Genomic DNA, 23,028 nt, shown 5'->3' on the forward strand with positions numbered 1-23,028 from the left:
CGCCCACTCAACGGCTGATGGAAGACATGGCAGTGACAAATACCCGGATGCAGGCAGGCGGCCGTTCGCCGCTGATAGTGGGACACCGCGGCAACAGCGGGCCGGCCCCCGAAAACACGGCGGCCGCCTTCGCCCAGGCACGGGCGGCCGGTGCCGATTTGGTGGAAACCGATGTCCGGCTTTCCGCGGACGGGGAGCTGTTTCTCTTCCATGACTCCACGGGGACACGGACAACGAACATAGCGCAGGTGTATCCGGACCGTGCCGGGCATCCCATCACCTCATTCACCGCGCATGAGCTACGTGCCCTGGACGCCGGGTCCTCTTTTGGAGGCCAATATGCCGGCGAAAGGATTGTGTTTCTCTCCGAACTTCCCGCCGCCGTGGGCTTTGCCCTGGGCATCAATCTGGAGATCAAGGCGCCCGGCGAATCTCCGGGGATGGAGGTTGCTCTTGCCGCCGCCCTTAAGGCTCCGGACTGGAAACGGCTCATGGAACAGCATCCGGTGGTTGTCAGCTCCTTTGACCCGGGCTCCGTTGACGCCTTCTCGCAGGCGGCACCGCACGTGCCGGTGTGGCAGCTGGTCGAGGCCGTCCCGGATGCCCGGCTCCTGGCACTGGCGGCAAACAGGGTGGAGGGTATCGTGGCCGACCACCATTTCCTGACAGCGGAAAGCGCAGCGGACGTCAGGGCAGCAGGCCTGGGGCTGTGGACCTATACGGTCAACTCCGAGCAGGAGACCACCGCCATGCTGGTCCTTGGCGTGGACGCCATCATTACGGATTACCCCGGTGCGCTGGCGGAGAGGCTGAACAAGGCCTCCGGATAAACCCGACAGCGGGGTGTCCTTTGCGGGAATTGGTATATTTTGCGGGTTAGCTCTCATTCACCGGCACGATTCTTTGGGGGGAAACCATGCCACCCAACACACCCGCCTGATCCCCTGCCTGTCCTGGCGCTGACCGTTACCGTGCTGCTCGGCGGCTGCAGAGGGAGCAGCGCTGGCTCCGGCAACGGCAGCGCTGACAGCAACCCGAACTCCGGGGCCACGGGAAAGGCCGAAGCGGTCAATTTTGAGCACATCAGCATTTTTGGCGGTGACGCCGAGGTTCCGGCGGACACGGAAAGAGTTCCGCTGGAGCAGTCAGGATACGCGCAGGAGGAGATTGCGGCACACGAAGGAATGCTGTTCTCCTATGACAACGGAGCCCTGTTTGTCAGCGATTACACCACCGGAAAGGTGCCCGCCGGTTTTCCGGCCGAGGACGAGCCGGGGCGCAACACGTTGTACAACGGATACACCACCATCGACCAGACCACACTGCCCGTCGCCGCGGACGGCTACCTCTACTTTGCCAACCGGTATGTGGAAGGGGGGCCTGCCGGAGGTCCTGGCCACCACCACGGAATGCCCGCAGATCACGGTGCAGGACGGCGTGCTCGTCTATCTTGCGGACGGGCTCCTCACGGCCCTGGACACCGACACCGGCAAGCAGGTGTGGCAGGTGGACTGCGATGTCGAGGCCATGATCGACGTCGTCATAGCGGTCAGTGAGAACGCCGTGGGGGTGATGCACACCAACACCTTTGATGCCTTTGACCTCGACGACGGCACCCGGATAGCGGACCGCAGCGCAGATACCTGGTTCCTGGGGCTGGCCGCCGGGCCGGAGGGTTTTTACCTCGCGGGGAGCCGGGAGGTAAGCGGGTCGCCCCGGTCCGTTGCCGCGGACCTGCACCGCATTAGTGGCACCACGGGGGACACCGAAACCATTGGCGGTACGGCCGCAACGGACGATCCCGACCTGGGCATTTTCCAGATGGCAGTTCAGGACGGGACCATCTTGATCAAGAGCGATTTCGAAATCCAGGCCCTTGACGAGGCCACGGGTGAAATGCGCTGGCTGGCCACCGTTCGGGACGAACCGTACAACAGCGAAGAGGAACCGGACCGGCCGTTCATGGAACTGCACGCGAGTTTCGACGGCGACACGGTCTACGCCTACGCCACCGGGGAGGACGCCGACGAGGAGACGCAGAACCGCTTGCTCGCGCTGGACACCGGGACCGGCGAAATCCTTGCCAGCTACGATCTGGACGCCGGCGACTCCTCCACCGGACCGCGGCTGGACGGCGACAACCTGGTGTTTCTGCTGAACAGCCACACGGATCCGGAGCATGAGGCGCTGGTCCTCCCGAAAATCCGCTAAGGGTGGCGGGTGCCCTGCCCGGCGAGCACCGCCCGGTAGCCCTGGCGGTAGGTGGGATAGGCGAACTCAAAACCGGTGCCGCGCAGCTTGGCATTGGAGAGTTTGCGGTCTCCGCCGCGACTGGCGGGCCCGGCGGTGTCCGCCGGGAGGTCCCGTCCCAGCTCGGCGGCCAGGAACCGAAGCACCTCGGCCAGATCCACGGGTTCATCATCAACGCCCACATAGAGCGGTTCCGGCGCCGGATCCTGCGTCATCAGATGCACTATTGCGGCGGCGGCGTCGTCGCGGTGGATGCGGTTGGTTAGCTGCGGCTGCGCGGGAACCCGTCCGGTGCCGGCGGTGACTGAATCGATCAGCCTGGTGCGTCCCGGACCGTAGATCCCGGAAAGCCGGAGCACCACGGCGTCCGGCCGGCGGGCGTGCAGCAGTTCCTCGGCCTCCAGGATCACCGCACCGGTGGCGGAGGCCGGTGCGGGCGGCGTTGCTTCGTCCACCCAGTCACCGCCGGCGTCGCCGTACACCGCTGTAGAGGAGACAAACAGGATCCGCCGCGGATGCACGCCGTCGCGTTCCAGCGCATCCAGGACATTCGCCGTTCCGTCCACGTAGGCGGCACGGTAGGCCTCTTCGCTGCGCTGGCCGGCGGCCACGGAAATGACGACGACGTCGGTGTCCGCAGGAATGCGCGGCAAGTCACCGCTGGAGCCGGTCAGGTCAGCGGCCTGGCCGCTCAGCGGGGCGGGAATGTTCTCGGGGGAGCGGCGCCATCCGAGCACGGAAAAGCCGGCCGCGGCGAACCGCAGGCCGGCTTCCGTGCCCAGATCACCGCAGCCGGCAATCAGGACAGTCACTGGACTCTACTCGGCCAGAGCGGCGAGAACGGCGTTGGCCACGTCCTCGCTGGACTGGGGATTCTGGCCGGAGATCAGGTTCCGGTCACGGACCACAAAGCTGGTCCAGGCCGGACCGGATTCCACAATGGCGCCCTTGTTGCGCAGTACGTCCTCGCAGAACCAGGGGGTGTTTTCCCCGGTGCCGCCATTGAGCTCTTCTTCATCGGTGAAGACGGTCAGCTTGCGGCCGGCAAAGACAAAGTCGCCGTTTTCCGTCTCGGCGCTCAGCAAAGCGGCCGGGCCGTGACAGAACGGAGCGATGATCTTTTCATCCTTGTCGGCTGCAATGAGGATCCGGCCCAGGTCCTTGTCGAAGGCCAGATCAGTCATGGGGCCGTGTCCGCCCGGCATGACCACGGCGTCATACTCGGTGATCTCCACGTCCGTCAGGGGAAGGGGAGAGGAGAGTTCGGCGTCGATGAAGGAGAGGTAATTGGTGAAGGCGGTTGCCCGCTCTTCGCCGCCGGCCTGCTGCGGATCAAGACTGACCGCATCCACCGTGGGCTTCACGCCGCCCGGGGTGGCAATTCGGACGGTGTGGCCGGCTTCGCGCAGGACGCGGTGCGACTCGGCGAGTTCCTCGGCCCAGAAGCCGGTGGGGTGCTCGGTGCCGTCGCGCATGGTGAGGGAATTGGCTGCTGAAACGACCATGAGGATATTAGCCATGGGGTGTACTCCTTCGGTGGGGAAAATAGTGGTTGTTCTGCGGGCTGTACCGCTTACTTGCTGGCGGCGTCGAGCTCTTCAAACGTGGCGTCATCAAGGGCCAGATCAGCCGCGGCGAGGTTCTCCTCAAGGTGCTTCACGGAGCCGGTGCCCGGGATCGGCATGATGACGGGGGAGCGGCGCAGCAGCCAGGCCAGCGCCACCTGCGAGTCGGTGGCGTTCAGGCGCTTCGCGGCTTCGGCCACGGGGCCGCCGGGCTGAGCCAGCTCGCCGGCGGAAATGGGGGCCCACGGGATGAAGCCGATGCCGTTGGCCTCGGCATAGTTCAGTACGTCCTCGGAGGAACGGTCGGTGAGGTTGTAGCGGTTCTGCACGGTGGAGACGGTGAAGAACTTTCCGGCGGCTTCCAGCTCGGCAACGGAGACCTGGGAGAGACCGAGGGCCTTCACCTTGCCTTCCTGCTGCAGATCGCGCAGCACGGCAAACTGCTCCTCGGCGTCGACCTTGGGATCGATGCGGTGTAGCTGCAGCAGATCCAGGGACTCAACCTTGAGCTTCCGCAGGCTCAGCTCCACCTGCTGGCGAAGGTACTCCGGACGGCCCACCGGTACCCAGACATCCGGGCCGGTGCGGACAAAGCCCACCTTGGTGGCAATCCGCACCCCGTCCGGGTAGGGATATAGCGCTTCAGCAATGATCTCTTCGCTAATGTTCGGGCCGTAGGAGTCGGCGGTGTCAATGAAATCGACACCCAGCTCCACGGCGCGGCGCACCACGTCAATGGCTGTGCCGCGGCTTTCCGGCTCGCCCCAGACGCCTGGTCCCACAATCCGCATGGCGCCGAAACCAAGGCGGTGTACGGTGCCGAGGTCCAACAGATCGATGGTGGGGGACAGGGCGGGTGAAGTTTCCGTCGTATCAGTCATGTAGGCGTCAACAGGGCCCGACACCGGGTTTATTCCTCAGCATCCTTATGACGCTGCTCCGGCTATCTTTAAACCGTGGGGATTCCCGGTGAGAACAAAGAGCTGAACAAGCCGAACAACCTGCTGATGATGGTGGAGCGGGCAGGCCCGCGGTTCTTTTACGCCGTGTTGATCGCCTTGATGCTGGCGCTGTACTTCTGGGGCTTCCACCGGGTGCTGCCCGTGGCATCGGTTTTTCTTGCACTCGGGATCGCCTACGGTGTTCTCCTCTTTCGTGTGGTGTCCCTGTCAGGACGCGCTTCCATGGCGATGAGCCTGGCATGGATTTTGATTTACTACTCCATGTTCTCCGTCCAGAATGCTCTGGCGATTCCGGCAGCGGGCCCGTGGTTCATCGGGTTCCTCGTAGGCGGGATAGCAGGCGGCCACGTCTGGTCCGGCCCGCGCGCAGGGACGGTCTTCAAACGGAAACACCAACGCCGCCGAAATGCCGACGGCAGCTTCCCCGGCGGGTGGCGATTAGCACTGGCTAACGGTTGCTGCGCGCTTTTGCTGCTCGGACTGGGCGCCGGCCATTTCCTCCTCCAATCACCCACCATGCCCGTAGGTATCCTCCTGGCGTGCTCTTCTCTCTCCGGTTGGGCCCTGTTCCGTTTCGGTAAGACCACGCTGTGGACCTTTGTGCCGCTGTGGGCGTCTCCCTTGCTTTTCCTCGTGCTGCTCCTGCTGGGCGGTGCCACCGGTCAGCTGGCTCTGGGAATGGTTTTTGCCTACGGTCTGACGGCGGGCATCCTGATCGGTGGACGGTACTGGGCGGGGGACCGGTTCGGTGAACCTCGCCCGCCGTTCGCAGGGCAGGGCCCGCGGCGTCGGCGCAAGCGCAGGTCAAAGCAGATCATGAAGAAGAAGAAGACGGGCCGCGGACACATCCTGTCCGCCAGTGGGGTTCCAACGCCCTAGCCTGCGGCCTATCTTTTCGGCATGGACTGGAAAATCGAACTTGTGCCCGTGCCGGTGTCTGACGTCGACGCCTCCAAAACCTTCTATGTGGACCAGCTCGGGTTCAATGCGGACTTTGATGAACGGGTGAATCCGGAGCTTCGCTTTGTGCAGCTCACGCCGCCCGGATCGGCCTGTTCCGTGGTGATCGGCCCGGGCACCACGGACATGGTTCCCGGCAGCCAGCGGATCCAAGTAGTGGTGCCCAGCGCCGCGGATGCCCGGCAGCACCTGGCGGATCACGGGGTGGCCGCCAGCGAGATCACCCCGTTGGATTGGGGGACCTTCGTGTATTTCAGCGACCCGGACGGCAATCAGTGGTCGTTGCAGGAGCTGCCCGCAATTCCGCCCACGCTGCCGTCGGAGGCCTCCTGACAGCCCGCAGTAGCTGACGGAAGAGACAAGGAGCTGACCACCGGCCGGCGCGGAGGAAACAGGACCGATTACCGCGTGGCTTCGGCCAGGTACTCCAGCACGTGCCGGTAGGTGTGCCCGGTGGCCTTGGACATGCCGATTTCGCAGGTCCGGTTCACGGAGGCGTAGGCGGCGAACTCCCGCTCGTTGATTTCCGCCGCCTGCGTGTCAGTGGCCGAGGCCGTCAGCTCCGGATGCAGCAGTCCACGGTCACCGGCAAAGGCGCAGCAGCCCCAGCTCGGCGGCACAAACACTTCCTCCGCCGTGGCCTGGGCAATGGCGTGCAGGGCGTCGTTGGCGCCCAGCTGGGTGGAGGAGCAGGTGGGATGCAGTGCCATCGAGGGCAGCTTCCGGGTCACGGTCAGCTGCGGCAGGACGGTGTCACGGACAAAGTCGACCGAATCGATGAACTGCAGCCCGGGATAGTCCGGGCTTTCACCGGCCAGCCGCTTCATGGTGTCCAGGCCCTCGGTGCAGGACGCGGCGTCGCAGACCACGGGCAGCGCGCCGCCGCCGGTGGCTTCCCACAGGTTGGCCAGCACCCGGTCGGTCATCACCGCATAGCCCTTGGCGAAGCCCTTGGACTTCCAGGGCGTGCCGCAGCACAGGTCCCCGATGCCCGCCGGAATCCGCACGCCGATTTCCGCGCGGCCGCACAGTTCCAGGAAAGCCGCGGAAACGCCTTCGCCGCCGTCGGCCGGGCCAAACATGGTGCCGATGCAGGCCGGGAAGTACACGGCCACCGCGTTCGGATCCTCCCGCGGCGTCCGCTTAAACCCGCCGGCGGGCAGCACGGTTTCATAGGCCGGAACATTCTCCGCACCTGCCACGGCGCGGGCGACGGCGGTGGCCGCCTTGGGCAGCAGCGCCGGCATGGCGTTGGCCAGGCTCAGCGCCTTGCCGCCGGCCACCGTGACGGTGGACCAGTGCTCGGCGGCGGTCTTCCAGCCTGTGTCCGCCACCACGCCGGCGTTTTCCTTGCGGAGCCGGCGCACCAGGTCTCCGGTATTAATCAGGACAGGGCAGGCCGTGACGCACATGCCGTCGGCCGCGCAGCTCTGGACGCCGTCGTACTCATAGTCCTTGCGCAGTTCCCTGGCCAGGGCGGCGTCTCCGCGGGCCTCGGCGGCGGCGATCTCCCGGCGCAGGACAATACGCTGGCGCGGGGTGGTGGTGAGGTCCTTGCTGGGGCAGACCGGTTCGCAGTAGCCGCACTCCACACAGCGGTCCACCTCTGATTCGACGGTGGGCGCCACCTTGAGGTCCGCAATGTAGGACGCCGGGTCATCGTTGATGATGACGCCGGGGTTGAGCAGGTTCGGCGGATCTACCAGCGCCTTCAACTCGCACATGACCTCATACAGTTCGTCGCCGTACTGCCTGCGGACAAAAGGTGCCATGATCCGGCCGGTGCCATGCTCGGCCTTGAGCGATCCGCCGTTGTCCAGCACCAGGTCCACCATCTCCTCGGTGAAGGTCTGGTAGCGTGCCAGCTCCACCGGATCGTCAAAGCGCTCGTTGAGCATGAAGTGGATGTTGCCGTCCTTGGCATGGCCAAAAATGACCGAGTCCTGGTAGTGGTGATCGCCGAAGAGCCGGGAGAGCTCCTTGCAGGTTCCGGCCAGGGACGGCACCGGAACCACAATGTCTTCGAGGAGCGCGTTGGTGCCCGAGGGGCGGGCGCCGGCCACCGTGGTGTACAGGCCCTTGCGCAGGTGCCACATGGCGGCGCGGTCCTTGGCGTTGTCAGTCATGGCGAAGGGGACGGTCAGGGCCAGCGATTCAAAGAGCTCCCGGGAGCCGGCGCGCTTGTCTGCGAGTTCCTGGGCCGTGCGCCCCTGGTGTTCCACCAGCAGTGCGGCATGGGACACGATGTCCAGGCCGCGGAGCTCAGGCGGAGCAGCGGGGTCCGCGGCGGCAACCCGCAGCGACGTCGAGTCCATCAGTTCGATGGTGGCCAGCCCGGTGGCCACCAGCTCCGGAAGAGCGGTGGCGGCACGGTCCAGGGAGTCGAAGAACATGAGGCCGGTGGCAACCTTGGGCAGGGCCGGCACGGTGCGGAACGTTGCTTCGGCCACGAAGCCCAGAGTTCCCTCGCTGCCCACCATGAGGTGGGTCAGGATGTCCACCGGGCTTTCATAGTCCAGGAACGAGTTGAGGCCGTAGCCCATGGTGTTCTTCATGGCGAACAACCGCTCGATGGTGGCCACGGAGTGCGGGTTGGCCACAATCCGGCCGCGCAGCCGCAGCAGGCCGTCGAACAGTTCCGGTTCCAGGGTCCGCAGTTTGGTCTCGGCATCGGCGGCGGCAGTATCAATCACCGTGCCGGAGGCAAGGATCAGCACCATCGATTCGATGGTCTGGTAGGTGTTGAACTCGGTGCCGCAGGCCATGCCGGAGGAATTATTGGCCACCACGCCGCCGATGGTGCAGGCGATTTCCGAGGCCGGGTCGGGGCCCAGCTTGTAGCCGTGCGCGGCCAGCCGCGAGTTCACGGCCCGCACCGTGGCGCCGGGCTGCACCCGGACCCGGGCGCCGCCGTCGAGCACCTCGATGCCGCGGAAGTGCTGGCGGGTGTCGATCAGGAGGCTGCTGCTCTGGCTTTGGCCGGACAGGGAGGTGCCGCCGGAACGGAAGGTGGCCGGGATGCCGAGTTCGCGGCTGCGCCGCAGCAGCGCACCGACCTCCTCGGCAGTGCGCGGGGTTGCCACGGCCTCGGGGATCATCAGGTAGTGGGAGGCATCGTGCGCCATTTTGCGCCGGTCGATCTCCCGCGTGCTGATGTTGTCCGTTCCGAGGTCAGCGATTGAGGCGGCTGAGGGGGCGGGGGCTTCCGTGTGCAGGCTCATGTTTTGTTCCAACCGTTCCAGGGAGCTGCGGTGCTCCGCCTCTAAATGTAGGCCGGTTCACGCCTGGACGAAAGTTGGTCAGACCACACCCCGCTCGCCCGCAGACTACTTGCCGGCCGTTCCTGCTGGATCCTCGGGGGGAATCTGAGCGTAGAACCACTCGATGTGCTCGCGCAGCAGGCGGGCGGCGTCCTCGCCCCGGCCGGAGGCTACGGCGTCATAGATGCCGTGGTGCTGGTGCTGCAGGTGCTTCATGACCGCCGGCCAATCCTCCATGACGTCCACGGCGTTTTTGACATAGCCGCTGATGGCTCCGCTCAGGGAGGCCATCATGGTTTCAATGACCGCATTGCCCGCCAGGGAGCTGAGCTCCACATGGAACTGGGCATCCAGATGGTGGAAGGCCTCCCGCTGGATATCCGGTGCGTCCATGGCTTCCAGCAGTGCTGCGGCGCGGCCCAGTGCCTCATCCGCTGCCTTCGACGGTGGCCGGGCCGCGGCAGTGGCAGCCGCCCAGGTCTCCAGCAGGACCCGCGTCTGGACGATGTCCGCCACCGGCAGCCGGCTGCTGGCCATGTGCAGGCGCAGGGCGGAGGAGAGTCCTGCCGAGGGCTCGGAGATGATGATCGCGCCGGATTTCGGTCCGGAACCCGAGGAGGAACGCAGCACGCCCATGGCGTCCAGGATGCGGATGCCCTCCCGGACCGAGGCCCGGGAAATGCCATAAGTTTCAGCGAGCGTCCGCTCTCCGGGGAGCTGGTCGCCCAGGGAGATGGCGCCGGAACGGAGATCGGCTTCAATGTTTTCCAGCAGCAGATCGTAGCTGCGGCGAGGTTGGTCGGTCACCGCTCCATCCTGCCATGTGCCGGAGCCTGGAGACGGTCCCCGCCGCGGGGGATCCGCTACGGCAGCATCCAGCCCAGAATCGGGGTGGACTGCAGATAGACCAGGGTGCAGAGCACCAGCAGCAGGCCCACGCTCCAGCCCACCACCTTGCGCAGCAGCACCGATTCCTGGCCGTCCAGCTTTACCGCGGTGACGGCGATGGCCAGGTTCTGCGGGCTGATGAGCTTGCCCACCACTCCGCCGGTGGTATTGGCGGCCACCAGCAGGTTCGGATCGATGCCCGCCTCAATGCCGGCGGTCTGCTGCAGCCGGGCGAACAGGGCGTTGGCGGAGGTGTCCGAGCCGGTGACAGCGGTGCCCACCCAGCCCAGAACGGGGGAGAGGAAGGCGAAGAACGCGCCGGTGCCGGCCAGCCAGGTGCCAATGGACACGGTCTGCCCGGAGAAGTTCATGACATAAGCCAGGGACAGGACGGAGAGAATGGTCAGGCCCGCCCAGCGCATGTTCCAGATGGTCCGGAAAATGTCCGCCACACCGTTGCCCACCGTCATCGCGTACCGGCCGCCGTCGTCGTACTTGGCGTACACCGCGCACACGATCAGTCCGGTGATCAGTAGCAGTGTGCCGGGGCTGGAGAGCCAGTTAAAGGTGTAGATGGTGGAGGAGACGGGCTCGCCGGCGTCGTTGAGCAGCCTCTCATGCAGCCAGGGCCAGGGAACCTTGATATCGGTGGCGGCCAGCAGTGCCGGGATGTCCGCGCCCCACTTCCACAGCTTGGCGATACCGAAGATGAGGATCACGAGGAAGTAGGGGAACAGGGCGAGCAAGGTACGGGAGCGGGTCAGCGAGTCGCCATCCTTCATGTCTGCGGAACTGCGGCCGCGGCCGCGCGCGCCGGAACCGGCGGTGGTGAGGGAACCGGCTGTGGAGAGGGAGCCGGCGGCGGCCATGGCGGTCAGGCCCATGCGCTCGCGGGCGGCCTCCAGGCCGCGGGGCTGCCAGAACTTGAGGAAGACGACGGCGGCACCCAGGCCTGCCAGTGCCGCAACAATATCGGTGAGTTCGTAGGAGAAGAAGGTGGAGCACAGTACCTGCGCCAAGGCGAAGGCAACGCCGGTGATGACAGCGGCCGGCCAAGTGTCCTTCACGCCGCGGCGGCCGTCGAGGATGAAAACCAGGATCAGTGGAACGAAAACGGCCAGCAGAGGTGCCTGGCGGCCCACCACCATGCCGATGTGTCCGGCATCCAGGCCGGTCAGGGACGCGGCGGTGGTGATCGGGATAGCCATGGCACCAAAGGCGACCGGCGCCGTGTTGGCCACCAGCACGGCCGCGGCGGCCTTGAGCGGTTTGATGCCCAGGGCCACGAGCATGGTGGCGGTAATGGCCACCGGAGCGCCGAAGCCGGCCAGCGCTTCCAGCAGCCCGCCGAAGCAGAAGGCCACCAGGATGGCCTGGACGCGCACGTCCCCGCCGCCGATCACGTCGAACACCCGGCGCAGGTCTTCGAACCGGCCGCTGAGCACGGTGATCTGGTAGAGCCAGATGGCCATGATGACAATCCACAGCACCGGGAAGGCACCGAAAACGGCACCCTGGGTGGCGGAGAGCACCGCCAGGCCCGCCGGCATCGAAAACGCGAAGACGGCGACGGCGAGAGCCACCAGCAGAGCGATCCCGCCCGCCACGTGCGCCTTGACCTTGACATAGGCAAGCAGCACAAAGAAGGTCAGCAGCGGCACCAGAGCCACCAGCGCCGAAACGGCAACACTATTGAGCACTGGATCGGTGCTGGGAATGAACGACTCCACAGGGTCCTCCGCGTAGTTCTGGGCAAGAAGATGGTCAGACCATAGTGGTCTGACCACGGAAGAGTCTAGCGCAAGTCACGGATCTCTGTGATGGTAGTCACCAGCGTGTTGGGCTTGGACGTGACCGGCCCATCATGTTCTACTATGGTCAGACCACACGTTCGGGGTGCGCCCCGCTGAAAGGCAAGCCATGAGAATCGCTCTATTCGCCACCTGCATCGTGGATGCGATGTATCCGCGCACCGCCAGGGCAACCGTGGCCATCCTGGAGCGGCTGGGACACGAAGTGGTGTTCCCCGCCGGCCAGGCCTGCTGCGGCCAGATGCATGTGAACTCCGGCTACCTGCCCGAAGCCGTTCCCGTGGTCCGCAACCACGTGGAGGCCTTCGAATCGCAGGAGTACGACGTCGCCGTGGCACCTTCGGGTTCCTGTGTTGCCTCCGTGAAGCATCAGCATCCCATGGTGGCGCGCTCCTGCGGCGATGCCGGGCTGGAGGCCCGCGCCGAGGCAGTGGGGGCCAAAACCTATGAGCTGTCCGCGCTCCTGACCGATGTGCTGGGCGTGACGGACGCCGCCGCACAGCTGGGCTCCTTCTTCCCGCACAATGTCACCTACCACCCCAGCTGCCACGGCATGCGCCTGCTGCGGCTGGGCGACCGGCAGCTTAACCTGCTCCAGAGCGTGGAGGGCATCTCGGTGGCGCCGCTGCCGCAGGCGGACCAGTGCTGCGGGTTCGGCGGGACGTTCTCGATGAAAAACGCTGACGTCTCCAGTGCGATGCTGGAGGATAAAGCCGCCAACATCACGGCCACCGGCGCGGAACTGTGCTCCGGCGGCGATGCCTCCTGCCTCATGCACATCGGCGGGGGACTGTCCCGGCAGGGCAGCGATGTTTCCACCCTTCACTTCGCTGAAATCCTCGCCAGCACCAAGGAGAACCCGGTCTCCGTCACCGGAGAAATCCTGGTCAGCGGAAAGGCCTCCCGATGAGCAGCACTTACCTGGGCATGCCCACTCTTCCGGTTTTCGGACAGGGGAACATCAACGCCACCGAACCCTTTCCCACCGCCGCGAAGCGCGAACTGGGCAACACCCAGCTGCGTGCCAACCTGGGCCATGCCACGCACACCATCCGGGACAAGCGGCTGCGCGTGGTGGGCGAACTGCCGGACTGGGAAGACCTGCGCGACGCCGGCAGCGCCACCAAGGAAGCGGTCATGGCGCAGTTGCCCGAACTGCTGGAGCAGTTTGAGGAGAACTTCACCGCCCGCGGCGGCATCATCCACTGGGCCCGCGATGCGGACGAGGCCAACGAAATTGTCCGGGACCTGATCCGCGAGCAGGGCGTGGACGAGGTGGTCAAGGTCAAATCCATGGCCACCCAGGAGATCGGCCTGAACGAATACCTCGAAGAGCAGGGCATCGCGGCCTATGAGACAGACCTTGCTGAGCTGATCGTCCAGCTGGACCATGACAAGCCCAGCCACATCCTGGTGCCCGCCATCCACAAGAACCGTACCCAGGTGCGGGAGATCTTCCTGCGTGAAATGCCCGGTGTGGATCCGGACCTCACCGACAACCCGGCGAAGCTGGCCGAGGCCGCGCGCACCCACCTGCGCCGCAAGTTCCTCTCCGCCAAGGTGGCCATCTCGGGTGCAAACTTTGCGATCGCGGACGCCGGCACCCTCGCCGTCGTCGAATCCGAGGGCAACGGACGGATGTGCCTCACCCTGCCCGAAACCCTGATTACCGTGATGGGCGTGGAGAAGCTGCTGCCGTCCTGGCAGGACCTTGAAGTGTTCATGCAGCTGCTGCCGCGCTCCTCCACCGGGGAGCGGATGAACCCGTACACCTCGCTGTGGACCGGAGTCACCGAAGGTGACGGGCCGCAGAATGTGCACCTGGTGCTGCTGGACAACGGCCGCAGCGCCGCCCTGGCCGATGAAATGGGACGCTCCGCGCTGCACTGCATCCGCTGTTCGGCCTGCATGAATGTGTGTCCGGTGTATGAACGCACCGGCGGCCACGCCTACGGCTCCACCTACCCCGGACCGATCGGCGCCATCCTTTCACCGCTGATGACCGGCATTGTTTCCGAAGAGAATAATTCGCTGCCGTACGCCTCCTCGCTCTGCGGTGCCTGCTACGACGCCTGTCCCGTGAAGATCAATATTCCGGACATCCTGGTGCACCTGCGCGCGGAGGATGTGGACAGCAAACGCGGCAAGAAGAAGCTGCCCTCCCAAATGGACCTGATGATGAAGGGCGCTTCCTGGGCGTTCTCCTCCGGCAAGCACCTGGGACTCTTGGAAAAGGGCCTGCCGCTGGGCCGGATCGCCGCCGGGCGCAAAAAGAAGATCACCAAGCTGCCCGGCATCGCCGCCGGCTGGACCCAGAGCCGAGACATTCCGGCTCCGCCCGCTGAGTCCTTCCGGGACTGGTGGGCGAAGGACCACAAGGATCCGGCCTCCGCCGGCACCGATACCACCACTACGGGAGAACAGGCATGAGCGCGCGGGAAGACATCCTGGACCGGCTGCGCTCGGCACTGCGTGACAAACCCGCGGTGCCGGAAATCCCGCGGAGCTACCGTGCGGACTCCGGAATGAGTGCAGAAGAGCGCATCGAAATGCTCGTGGACCGGCTCGTGGACTACAAGGCCGGTGTCACCGTTGTTGATGAACCAGGGTTGGCCCCGCGGATCGCTGAGCTGCTTCTTGAAGCCGGCAGCTACGTGGTTCCCGCGGGGATCGACGGTGCCTGGCTGGCGGACGCTGAAGCCCTGGCTCCCGGTCGGCGCCGGGTCGACGCCGCGGGCGCGCCGCTGAGCGTGGCGGAACTGGATGCGGTGGACGCCGTGGTCACCGGCAGCGCCGTATCCGTGGCGGAAACCGGCACAATCATCCTGGACGGGAGTCCCAACCAGGGGCGCCGTGCCATTTCCCTGGTTCCGGACCACCACATCTGCGTGGTGCGTGAAGAGGATGTCGCCGGCATCCTCCCCGAAGCCCTGCGCCGGCTGGACGGAACCCGGCCGCTGACCTGGATCAGTGGCCCCAGCGCCACCTCTGACATTGAGCTGGAGCGTGTCGAAGGCGTGCACGGCCCGCGGAACCTGGACGTGATCATCGTCCGGTCTTAGCAGCTGCAGGTTAGGCCGCGAGCCGGTCCCCGGCGCGGACAATATCCTCCCGGAGTTCCTCATCCAGGGGAACGATCTTCTCGAGCGGGACCCCAGGCAGGGCGGTTACGCCGGTGACATCCGCGAGGAACCCCACGGTCTGCTGAAGGGATTCCATCGCCTCGGGACGGTGCAGCTGGAACTGGTACTCGTGCCCCAGGGCCGGTTTGTAGTCCTTCGGCCAGAACCTGCGGACCAGGGGCACACCAAGCTCCTCCAGCCGGTCCGCCAGGGGCAGGGACTGCGTGAGGGTCAGGTCGTCACCGTTTCCGCTGGAAATGTAGGTGGGCGGAAAGCGGTGATCCACGTGCTGCAGGATGGACATGTGCCTGGCGGCATCGGTGGCGGCCCAGTTCCTGGACCCGGTGTAGGACCAGAGTGCCTTCCTGAGTCCCCAGCCTATGGGACCGGCCAGCCGGGCAACGGACGGGAAATCGAAGACGCCGCAGTTCAGCAGGATTCCGCGCAGCTGGCTGGGGGCGGCAGCCGGGACAACGCCGGTGTCCCGGGCGTACTCCGGGTTGGTGATGGCCAGCGCCAGTTGTGCGGCTAGTTGCGCACCGGCGGAGTCGCCGGCCAGGACAATCCGGTCAGCGTCCAGCCCATAGCGGTCCGCATGGTCGCGGATGAAGCCCAGTGCGGCATTCAGCTCTTTGACGGCGGTGGGATAGACCGCTTCGGGTGAGATTGAATATCCGACGCCCGCCACGGCGTAGCCGTGCCCGGCGAGAACCTTCAGGTAGGGCGCCACGTCTTCCTTGGAACCGGAAATCCATGCGCCGCCGTGGATCCACACCACCACCGGAAGCGGTTTCCGGGCAGTGGCCGGCAGGAACAGGTCCAGGGACGGGTTGCCTTCGGGCCCGAGGTAGCGCAGCCCGCGGTGCCGGGTCACGCTGAACCCGGGAATGGAGGGATGGACTTTCTTCTGGAATTTGCCCGCACCGGAAAACACTCCGCGAATGAGCATCGCCGACGGACGGGGATGCCACTGCAGGGACGCGGCGGCGGCGAGTCCAACAGCGGCAACCGCTCCGCTCAGGAGCCCCACCGCAGTAAGCGAGGAGATCTTCATCCTTTTAAGTTAAGAGCCGGTTCTGGGAGGCCTTTGGCGGATTCCCCGCCAGCCAGCGGCTTCCGCCTGACCGGTGCGAGCAATCTCATGGCCGCTGGTGGTCGGCGGCACGCTGTGGGGATCAGGTGAGTCGTCTTTTTGCGAAAATCACTCTGGCGGACCGCCCGCGGTGTTCGTACTGTGCCCCTTCAACGGCGGAACTAATACCGCCGCCTGACTGGGGGAGGGATGGGTATGTGGGTTTTTCTCGGAGGAAGCCTGGCCGGCGTGGTCCTGGGCTCGCTGGCATCCGTGGCGGTACTGCGCTGGCTGCGGGGCGCACGCGAGAAGCGTGCGCTGCAGGCACTGATCATGCAGGTGCATCTGAAGCGGGTGTTCGCGGAAAACGGACCCGGCGCCTTGGAACCGGAGTTTGACCGGGCGCGGTGCCGCTCCGCCGTCGCCGATATCCGGGCGCAGGTGCGGGACACCCTGAGGGAGGTTCGCCCCGGATCGTCCTCGCCGCAGTCCACCCTGTTGGAGATGCACCGGGCCTGTGAGGCATATCTGTACGAGACGGAGCGCGGCGGCAGAAACTATGAGGCGTGCCTGCAGGAGCTGAGGCTGATCCTGCATCAGGGGGCCCGGCGGCTGAGCGGTGTGCGCCACGTCCAGTATCTGGCCCCGGGGCAACGCTCGGCCGTGCGCCGGGAAATGCTGCTGGCCGGCGCCAGGGCACGGACCGCAACACGGCACCGCGCGCCTGCAGTCGGCGCACGGCACGGGGCGTCGCGGGTTGGTGCACAGCCGGTGCCGGCCGGTCCCGGGCATGCGGTCAGGGCCCGGCAGCCGGTGGAGCATCCCTCGGGCCAGCCTCTCCGGAACCGGTAGCTGCTCAGGTGCTGTTTCCGGAGGTCCGCAGTAACGGGCCTTCCGGAAGCATGGCCTCAGGCCAGTTCCGGGGTGCCGTCCACCAGCCGGTTCAGCTTCCACGGATTTTCCTGCTGCAGCGGGGCCGGCAGGAGGGCATCCGGGATGTTCTGGTAGGCCACCGGGCGGAGGAAGCGGTCGATGGCCAGCGTGCCAACCGACGTAGTGCGGCTGTCGGAGGTGGCCGGGAACGGACCGCCGTGCACCATGGCGTGTCCTACTTCCACGCCCGTCGGCCAGCCGTTGACGAGGATGCGGCCCACCCGGCCCTCGAGCACGGGAAGCAGCCCGCGGGCCGCCGGGTAATCGCCCTCGGCCAGATGCAGGGTTGCGGTGAGCTGCCCCTCCATGGAGCGTACGGCCTTGGCGAGTTCATCAACGCAGGTGTAGCGGATCACCAGTGACGCTGCGCCGAAGATCTCCGCCTGCAGCGCATCATTGGCCAGGAACGTTGCCACGTCGGTGGAAAAAATGCTGGGCGCGGGTGCGTTGAGGGTGTCGCCCTCGCTGCCTGACGCCAGCAGTTCAACGCCTGGCTGGCCGCCCAGCGCTCCAACGCCGTCCTGCCAGGAGGCGGCAATGCCCTTAGTCAGCATGGTCTGGCCGGCCGCGGCTGTCACGGCCTGGCCGACGGCGGCAACAAAGCGGTCTCCCGCCTCCCCGGCGGGGGCAAACAGCAGGCCCGGCGCTGTGCACAGCTGTCCGGAGGAGCCGGTGACGGAGGTGACGTAGGCACTGCCGAGGGCCTCGGCGTCGTTCTCCAATGCGCCCTCAAAGACAAAGACCGGATTGATGGAGCTCATCTCGGCGTACACGGGGATGGGTTCACGACGGTTGGCAGCAGCGTTGACCAGGGCCATCCCGCCGGACCGGGAGCCGGTGAAGCCCACGGCCTTGATAGCCGGATCGGTGGCCAGAGCCTGGCCGATCACGGCGCCGGGTCCATAGACCAGGGAGAACACTCCCGGATGCAGGCCCAGGTCCCGGACAGCGTCACTGATGGCCCGGCCGGTGATTTCCCCGGTGCCCGGGTGGGCATTGTGGGCTTTGACGATCACCGGGCACCCCGCGGCAAGCGCGGAAGCGGTGTCGCCGCCGGCCGTGGAGAAGGCCAGCGGGAAATTGCTGGCGCCGAAGACAGCCACAGGCCCCAGGGGAAGCTTGCGCTGGCGGATGTCCGCACGGGGCAGGGGGGTGCGGTCGGGCTGGGCGGGGTCCACGCGGACACCGCGGAAATCGCCCTGCCGGATGACGGCCGCAAAGAGGCGCAGCTGGCCGGTGGTACGGCCGCGTTCGCCGGTGATCCGGGCTTCGGGGAGCCCGGTTTCCGCCATGGCCCGCTCAATCAGCGCCGGTCCGGCGGCTTCAATGTTGTCCGCAATGCGCTCCAGGAACGCGGCGTGGGTTTCCGGATCCAAGGAGCTGAAGGAGGCGGAGGCGGCTTCGGCGGCTGCCGTTGCTTCGGAGAGCTGCGCGGTGTCCAGCAGCGAGTACTCCGGCGTCAGTTTATCTCCGGTGGCCGGATTGACACCGGCGGAGGTGCCGCCACGGCCGGTGACGGAGTGTCCGGCGATGATGGAATGGCCGGTGAGGTTCTGGTCGGCAGTCATAGTGTTCCTAATCGTCGATTTTGTATCAGGCGCGGGCTGCGGCAACGGCGGTGGAGGGGCTGACGCCTGCCCGGGAGATGAGGTCAGTCAGGTCCGCGAGGTCCTGTTCCGTGAGATCCTGCAGCGGGGGACGGACGGATCCGGCGTCGCGTCCCACGGCCTTCAGCCCGCCCTTGACGATGGAAACGCCGTAGCCTTTCACCCGGTCACGGATCTCAATGTAGGGCAGGACAAAGCGGTTGAGTTTCTCCGTCACGGCGTTCCGGTCCTGGTTGCGGACATCGCGGTAGAACTCGAGGGCGAACTCGGGAACAAAGTTGTACATGGCGGAGGAGTAAGTGCTCATGCCCAGCTGGAGCAGGGGCAGGGCGAAGGTTTCCGCTGTGGGCAGGCCGCCGAGGTAGAAGAGCCGGTCGCCGTTGGTGGCGTACACCTTGGTGAGGTGCTCGATATCTCCCACGCCGTCCTTGAATCCGATGAAGTTGCCGTGGCGCTCGGCCAGTCCGGCCACCGTGTGCGCGTCGTAGCGTGCGTTGGCCCGGTTGTAGACAATGACGCCGATGCCCACGGCGCTGGTGACCGCATCCACGTGGGCGGCCAGCCCGGCCTGGTCGCATTCGGTGAGATAGGGCGGAAGCAGCAACAGCCCTTCGGCTCCGGCGGCTTCGGCTGCGCGGGCAGCAGCCACTGCCTGGGCGGTGGAGCCGCCCACTGAGGCGAGTACCGGGACGATTGATCCGGCTTCTTCAACGGCAATCCTGACGGTCCGGTCCAGCTCGGAGGGCGTCAGGCTGAAGCCTTCTCCGGTGCCGCCGGCGGCGAAGAGGCCGGCAACGCCGAAGCTGGCCTGCCAGGCCAGGTGCTCACGGTACTTTGCTTCGTCAAGCTGCAGATCGGCGTCGAACGCCGTCACCGGGAAGGAGAGAAGACCGTCTTTGAGGGTGGTGGCTAGTTCGGAGGGCGTGTACTGCGCCATGATGCATCGTTCCTTAGCAGAGGTGCCGTTTCGGCGGATACGGGAGTGTGCCCAGCCTAGGAAGTTCTTTCATGCCTGTCTAAGCCCTCTTTTATATGATTCGATGCCCTAAAGGTATTGCTATGGTTAAGTCCGGCACTTCAGAGGTGTTCGATCAGCTGAGCCAACGCGGGGTTCGCGGAATCGTGGTTCCAGATCGCGTGCAGTTCCACGGCGTCCGAGGCGACCTCGTCCAGCCGCAGGTAGGAGACACCCTCCAGCTGCAGGGTGCGGGCTGACTCGGGGACTATGGCGACGCCGCGGCCGGCTGCCACCAGAGACACCATGGTCAGAATTTGGCTGACGGTGTGGATGACGTTGCGGTGCTCGATGGGCATCAGGCGCACGGACAGGTCATAGAAGTAGCGGGCTTTAGTGGGCGAATGCATGATCAGCGGTGTGTCGCGCAGGTCCGCGGAGGTGACGGGACGGTCCGGGATATCCAGCGGGTGGCCGGCCGGAACGGCCAGCATCAGATCTTCGGACAGCAGCAGGCGGGACCTGAACCGTTCGGTGTCGAACGGAGGCCTGGCCAGGCCCAGATCCAGGTCACCGGTGGCCAGGGCGTGGATCTGTTCACTGGTTACGAGTTCCTGCAGTTCCACGTCAACGCCCGGCAGGGACTCGGCGATCACTTTCAGGACCGGACCCAGCAGGCTGAAGCCGGACGCCGCGGTGAAGCCGATCCGAAGGATGCCGGCGCTGCCTTGGGCAATCAGCCGTGCCGTATGGGGAGCCCGCTCAGCTGCTGCCACCAGTTTTCGGGCTTCGGTGAGGAAGGCACTGCCAGCCGGGGTCAGGACCACCTTGCGCTTGTCGCGTGCCAGCAGTTCCACGCGGACTTCCCGTTCCAGTTTTTGAATCTGCCGGCTTAGCGGAGGCTGCGTCATGTTGAGCCGGACTGCGGCGCGTCCAAAGTGCAGTTCTTCGGCCACTGCAATGAAGCTCCGCGCCTGATCCAAAGTGAACATGATGCCTTTCGTGGTTTTTCCTCAGTTGTCCGAGCTTGGACTTCACCAGCGGTCAGTGCAGCTAGTTCCGGGTTCCCGCAACGGCCTCGAGCCGGTGCCGGGACCCGGCGAAGTGCATGCGCATGGCTGCCGCGGCGGCAAGGGCGTCGCCAGCTGCGACGGCGTCAAGGACGGCCCGGTGTTCCAAGGACACCGGGCCGATGCTTGTTCCCGGGGCCGCCGTCTGCAGCCGCTCCCTGGGCATGGAGATCAAGGCCGGCCCCAGATTCTGCAGGGCGTCGGTGAGGTAGGAATTTCCGGAGGCTTCGGCCACACCGTGATGGAAGGCTCCACCCGCTCCTGCAGCCGGGCGACCGCCTGCCGCACCACGGTTCTCGACACCCCGTGCCGGGAAATCAGGGTGCTTTCACTGGGGAGACGGTCGCCTGGGGCGATCCGCCCTTCAACGATCTCTGCCCGCAGTACGCCGGCAAGATCAGAGGTCAGGTGGGGACACATCCACTTATCGTCGCATGGGCTTAGGCCAGCCCGAACTGCACGCTGTCCAGGCCCGGGACTGTTCGCTGAGGCTGAGGCTGACGCCGAGCCCGGGACGGTTGGGTACCAGCATGCGTCCGCCCTTCGTCTCCAGGCGTTCGTTGAACAGCGGGTCCAGCCAGTCGAAGTGCTCCACCCACGCTTCGCGCGGGTACGCGGCGCCTGGGTGGCCACGCCGGAGCGGCCCACTGAAGCTCCAGCCCAGAGCAGTTTGGTGTAGATCCTGCCGTTGTCATTGGGGTCCTCGCCCAGCATTCCCTCGGCAACTTCCTTGGCGTGGGCGTACTGGGCCGGACCGCCCGCGCGTTTGGAATAGCGAACCCCAGGCCCTGATGGCCCTGTTCCGTGGTGATTTCCGCAAACAGAAAGACAACCTCTGTCATCGGCTTTTCATGCAGGCAGGGGAAGGGCTAGAACCGCCCGGAGCTGCCCGCTCCTGAAAAGCTGCCGCCCGAGCTGCCGTAACCCGTGGAACTTGACGCTGAAGTGCGCGCTTCCTCCACGCTGTGGGTGCCCTGTTGGATACCGGTGTTGAAGCTGCCCACGGTGTAGTAGAAGTACGCAGGGAAGGCCGTGTCCACGATTCCCGGCCGGTAATCGCCCCGTCCCCTGCGGAGCGGTTTTTCAACGACCTTTTCCAGCTCCTTCTCCATGAGCCGGCGCTCGCTGTCGGTCTTCGCCCGGGCCGAAATGACGGTGTCCGCGTGGTTTTTCAGCAGGTCCGACAGCTCTGAGCGGGCAGCCCGGATCTGGTCCAGCGCCTGCTCGGGGGTCATGCGGTTTTCAGCCAGATCCGCGGAAGCGCCGGCAAGGTTTTCTCGGGTGTGCTGCCGGAACGACAGCAGCGCCTGGGCCGTCGCGGAGCCCTTGGCCACGGCCTCCTTGCCGTCCAGCAGATCGTCAAGGCGGTCAAGATCTTCGTAGAGCGGCCCGGCCTGGCGGTCCCACGCCCGTTCCCAGCCCGGAGCTTTGTTGAGCAGCGCATTGGTGTCCGCTATGACGTCATCGAGGCCGTCCAGTTCCCCGGCGGCGTCAGCGTACTCCTCAATCACGGCGGTGCTGCTGCTCTTCATCAGGTCCTTCTCGGAGAGGGCATGGGCGGCGTTGTTGAGTTCGGTGGCCTTGTTATAGCGGGTCATGAACGTGCGGTACTCCTCCAACACCCGTGACCCGTAGGAGGAATCGTCCGGAATGGAGTTGGCGTTGACCTCGGTGGCATCCAGGTCCCGGGTCACGCTGGAATAGCTGGCGTCCGCCTCAGTGAGGAGCTTCCGGTTTTTGTTGCGCCGGTTCCGGCGCACCACAACGTAGGAAATGACCGAGCCGGCGGCGGCAATCGCGGCGACAATAAAGATCAGGATGGCGCCGGGGGAGAGATACCAGGGCCGGTTGATCAGCTTGGCTGCTTCCTCGACGGAGGTAATGGTCCCGTCAGTCCACTGCGCCGCACGGAACAAGTCCCCCGCCTGTTCCCGGATGTCCTCCTGCCGGTCCAGGGAGATTTTGCGGTCCTCGCCAAAGTATGTGCCCGTCCACCGGCCGGTGGGGTCCAAGGCAAAGATAAACAGGCCGTCGGCCCATTTCTGGCCGTCTTCACTGAGCCACTCCGGGTGCTCGTCGCGGGCGAACCGCAGGACTTCTGCGTTGATGACGGTTCCGTCCTCATTGCCCGCCGGCCCGTTGTAGGTGTAAACGGCAACTGTGGTGGGCTCCCGGAACTCGACGCTCTCCAACGCGGGCACCAGCTTGTTGGTGTCCAGGACGCCTGCTGTGTCTTCTATGATCACCTCGTCCGGAGTGACGGCGGCGGCAGTACCGGCGCCTCCCGTCAGTGCGATCAGGATGAGCAGCAAAGTGGTCAGTATCCGGCGCATGGTTCCCCCAGTGTCGGTTGTGGCTTTAGGGCCGAGCTTAGCGGGGTTCGGCCCGAGAGCCCGTCCGCTGCGGTTCGTCGAGTGATGGGCTGGTACGGCTTTGACCCGTCGAGTGTCGCGGTCGTGTCGATTTAGCGCGGGCTAAGTCAACCGGTTAGTGCAACACGGGGTTCAGGCTGCTGCGGGTTGCAGCAGCTCAGCAAGTTTCTGAGCCGGGGTCGCCATGCCCAGGGTTGGTCG

Annotated in this window: 22 protein-coding genes and 1 pseudogene; 8 read left to right on the forward strand and 15 right to left on the reverse strand. The window is 65.7% G+C overall.

Features of this window, described 5'->3' with window-relative positions; all coding sequences use genetic code 11:
* Window positions 1–26: 26 nt before the first annotated feature.
* Together ABIB35_RS08885 and ABIB35_RS08890 are read left to right on the forward strand one after the other, a co-directional pair.
* Window positions 27–830, forward strand: coding sequence for a glycerophosphodiester phosphodiesterase (locus ABIB35_RS08885; RefSeq protein ID WP_354180670.1), 804 nt, complete (start codon window positions 27–29; stop codon window positions 828–830).
* 535 nt (window positions 831–1,365) lie between these two features.
* The gene (locus tag ABIB35_RS08890; protein ID WP_354180672.1) at window positions 1,366–2,211 is read left to right on the forward strand and encodes an outer membrane protein assembly factor BamB family protein; all 846 of its coding nucleotides are present in this window, start codon (window positions 1,366–1,368) and stop codon (window positions 2,209–2,211) included.
* Here ABIB35_RS08890 and ABIB35_RS08895 read toward each other — a convergent pair.
* The 3 genes from ABIB35_RS08895 to ABIB35_RS08905 are packed head-to-tail and all read right to left on the reverse strand — an operon-like array spanning window position 2,208 to window position 4,696.
* Window positions 2,208–3,062, reverse strand: coding sequence for an SDR family oxidoreductase (locus tag ABIB35_RS08895; RefSeq protein ID WP_354180674.1), 855 nt, complete (start codon window positions 3,060–3,062; stop codon window positions 2,208–2,210). The two genes, ABIB35_RS08890 and ABIB35_RS08895, sit on opposite strands and share 4 nt — an antisense overlap.
* Window positions 3,063–3,068: 6 nt before the next feature.
* Window positions 3,069–3,770, reverse strand: a complete 702-nt coding sequence (locus ABIB35_RS08900; protein WP_354180676.1) for a type 1 glutamine amidotransferase domain-containing protein — start codon at window positions 3,768–3,770, stop codon at window positions 3,069–3,071.
* Window positions 3,771–3,823: 53 nt separating this feature from the next.
* The gene (locus ABIB35_RS08905; RefSeq protein ID WP_354180708.1) at window positions 3,824–4,696 is read right to left on the reverse strand and encodes an aldo/keto reductase; all 873 of its coding nucleotides are present in this window, start codon (window positions 4,694–4,696) and stop codon (window positions 3,824–3,826) included.
* Between the two features lie 75 nt (window positions 4,697–4,771).
* On the opposite strand from ABIB35_RS08905, the gene ABIB35_RS08910 reads away from it, so the two are divergent.
* On the forward strand, window positions 4,772–5,656 hold the full coding sequence (locus ABIB35_RS08910) for a hypothetical protein (RefSeq protein WP_354180677.1): 885 nt from the start codon (window positions 4,772–4,774) through the stop codon (window positions 5,654–5,656).
* Between the two features lie 21 nt (window positions 5,657–5,677).
* Complete coding sequence (locus ABIB35_RS08915) at window positions 5,678–6,070, forward strand: VOC family protein (RefSeq protein ID WP_354180679.1); 393 nt, start codon at window positions 5,678–5,680, stop codon at window positions 6,068–6,070.
* Window positions 6,071–6,138: 68 nt separating this feature from the next.
* Here ABIB35_RS08915 and ABIB35_RS08920 read toward each other — a convergent pair whose 3' ends face one another.
* From ABIB35_RS08920 to ABIB35_RS08930, 3 genes are all read right to left on the reverse strand, one after another.
* A complete protein-coding gene (locus ABIB35_RS08920; RefSeq protein WP_354180681.1) occupies window positions 6,139–8,958 on the reverse strand; it encodes an FAD-binding and (Fe-S)-binding domain-containing protein in 2,820 nt (939 codons plus the stop codon).
* A gap of 105 nt (window positions 8,959–9,063) precedes the next feature.
* A complete protein-coding gene (locus ABIB35_RS08925; RefSeq protein WP_354180683.1) occupies window positions 9,064–9,804 on the reverse strand; it encodes a FadR/GntR family transcriptional regulator in 741 nt (246 codons plus the stop codon).
* 56 nt (window positions 9,805–9,860) lie between these two features.
* On the reverse strand, window positions 9,861–11,615 hold the full coding sequence (locus ABIB35_RS08930; RefSeq protein WP_354180685.1) for an L-lactate permease: 1,755 nt from the start codon (window positions 11,613–11,615) through the stop codon (window positions 9,861–9,863).
* A gap of 190 nt (window positions 11,616–11,805) precedes the next feature.
* Between ABIB35_RS08930 and ABIB35_RS08935 the strand changes: the two genes are divergently transcribed.
* The 3 genes from ABIB35_RS08935 to ABIB35_RS08945 are packed head-to-tail and all read left to right on the forward strand — an operon-like array spanning window position 11,806 to window position 14,758.
* Entirely contained in the window at window positions 11,806–12,606 is an 801-nt protein-coding gene (locus ABIB35_RS08935) for a (Fe-S)-binding protein (protein ID WP_354180686.1), read from the forward strand.
* Window positions 12,603–14,126 carry a LutB/LldF family L-lactate oxidation iron-sulfur protein gene (locus ABIB35_RS08940; protein WP_354180688.1) on the forward strand — a complete coding sequence of 508 codons (1,524 nt, stop codon included), beginning with the start codon at window positions 12,603–12,605 and terminating at the stop codon, window positions 14,124–14,126. Before ABIB35_RS08935 ends, ABIB35_RS08940 begins: the two co-directional genes overlap by 4 nt.
* Complete coding sequence (locus ABIB35_RS08945; RefSeq protein ID WP_354180690.1) at window positions 14,123–14,758, forward strand: LutC/YkgG family protein; 636 nt, start codon at window positions 14,123–14,125, stop codon at window positions 14,756–14,758. The genes ABIB35_RS08940 and ABIB35_RS08945 overlap by 4 nt, the downstream gene beginning before the upstream one ends.
* 10 nt (window positions 14,759–14,768) lie before the next feature.
* Here ABIB35_RS08945 and ABIB35_RS08950 read toward each other — a convergent pair whose 3' ends face one another.
* Complete coding sequence (locus ABIB35_RS08950) at window positions 14,769–15,872, reverse strand: alpha/beta hydrolase (protein WP_354180691.1); 1,104 nt, start codon at window positions 15,870–15,872, stop codon at window positions 14,769–14,771.
* A gap of 234 nt (window positions 15,873–16,106) precedes the next feature.
* Between ABIB35_RS08950 and ABIB35_RS08955 the strand changes: the two genes are divergently transcribed.
* Window positions 16,107–16,742 carry a DUF6650 family protein gene (locus ABIB35_RS08955; protein ID WP_354180692.1) on the forward strand — a complete coding sequence of 212 codons (636 nt, stop codon included), beginning with the start codon at window positions 16,107–16,109 and terminating at the stop codon, window positions 16,740–16,742.
* Between the two features lie 56 nt (window positions 16,743–16,798).
* On the opposite strand, the gene ABIB35_RS08960 is transcribed toward ABIB35_RS08955, so the two are convergent.
* From ABIB35_RS08960 to ABIB35_RS08990, 8 genes and pseudogenes are all read right to left on the reverse strand, one after another.
* Window positions 16,799–18,391, reverse strand: a complete 1,593-nt coding sequence (locus tag ABIB35_RS08960; protein WP_354180694.1) for an aldehyde dehydrogenase (NADP(+)) — start codon at window positions 18,389–18,391, stop codon at window positions 16,799–16,801.
* Window positions 18,392–18,416: 25 nt separating this feature from the next.
* Window positions 18,417–19,367: a 5-dehydro-4-deoxyglucarate dehydratase gene (kdgD, locus tag ABIB35_RS08965; RefSeq protein ID WP_354180695.1), complete on the reverse strand. Its 951-nt coding sequence runs from the start codon at window positions 19,365–19,367 to the stop codon at window positions 18,417–18,419.
* A 140-nt stretch (window positions 19,368–19,507) separates the two neighbouring features.
* Entirely contained in the window at window positions 19,508–20,377 is an 870-nt protein-coding gene (locus ABIB35_RS08970; RefSeq protein WP_354180697.1) for a LysR substrate-binding domain-containing protein, read from the reverse strand.
* 61 nt (window positions 20,378–20,438) lie between these two features.
* Window positions 20,439–20,690 (reverse strand): FCD domain-containing protein, encoded by a 252-nt coding sequence (locus tag ABIB35_RS08975; protein ID WP_354180699.1) that lies wholly within the window; start codon window positions 20,688–20,690, stop codon window positions 20,439–20,441.
* Window positions 20,627–20,875 (reverse strand): FadR/GntR family transcriptional regulator, encoded by a 249-nt coding sequence (locus ABIB35_RS08980; protein WP_354180700.1) that lies wholly within the window; start codon window positions 20,873–20,875, stop codon window positions 20,627–20,629. The genes ABIB35_RS08975 and ABIB35_RS08980 overlap by 64 nt, the downstream gene beginning before the upstream one ends.
* Before the next feature lie 4 nt (window positions 20,876–20,879).
* On the reverse strand, window positions 20,880–21,050 hold the full coding sequence (locus tag ABIB35_RS18745) for a hypothetical protein (protein ID WP_502915759.1): 171 nt from the start codon (window positions 21,048–21,050) through the stop codon (window positions 20,880–20,882).
* A gap of 23 nt (window positions 21,051–21,073) precedes the next feature.
* Window positions 21,074–21,306: pseudogene (locus ABIB35_RS18750) on the reverse strand (L-talarate/galactarate dehydratase); the annotation flags it as partial.
* Window positions 21,307–21,324: 18 nt separating this feature from the next.
* Window positions 21,325–22,788 (reverse strand): DUF5129 domain-containing protein, encoded by a 1,464-nt coding sequence (locus ABIB35_RS08990; RefSeq protein ID WP_354180702.1) that lies wholly within the window; start codon window positions 22,786–22,788, stop codon window positions 21,325–21,327.
* Window positions 22,789–23,028 lie beyond the last annotated feature (240 nt).

Origin of the sequence: Arthrobacter sp. UYP6 (assembly GCF_040547315.1) — a bacterium.
Lineage (GTDB): Bacteria > Actinomycetota > Actinomycetes > Actinomycetales > Micrococcaceae > Arthrobacter_B.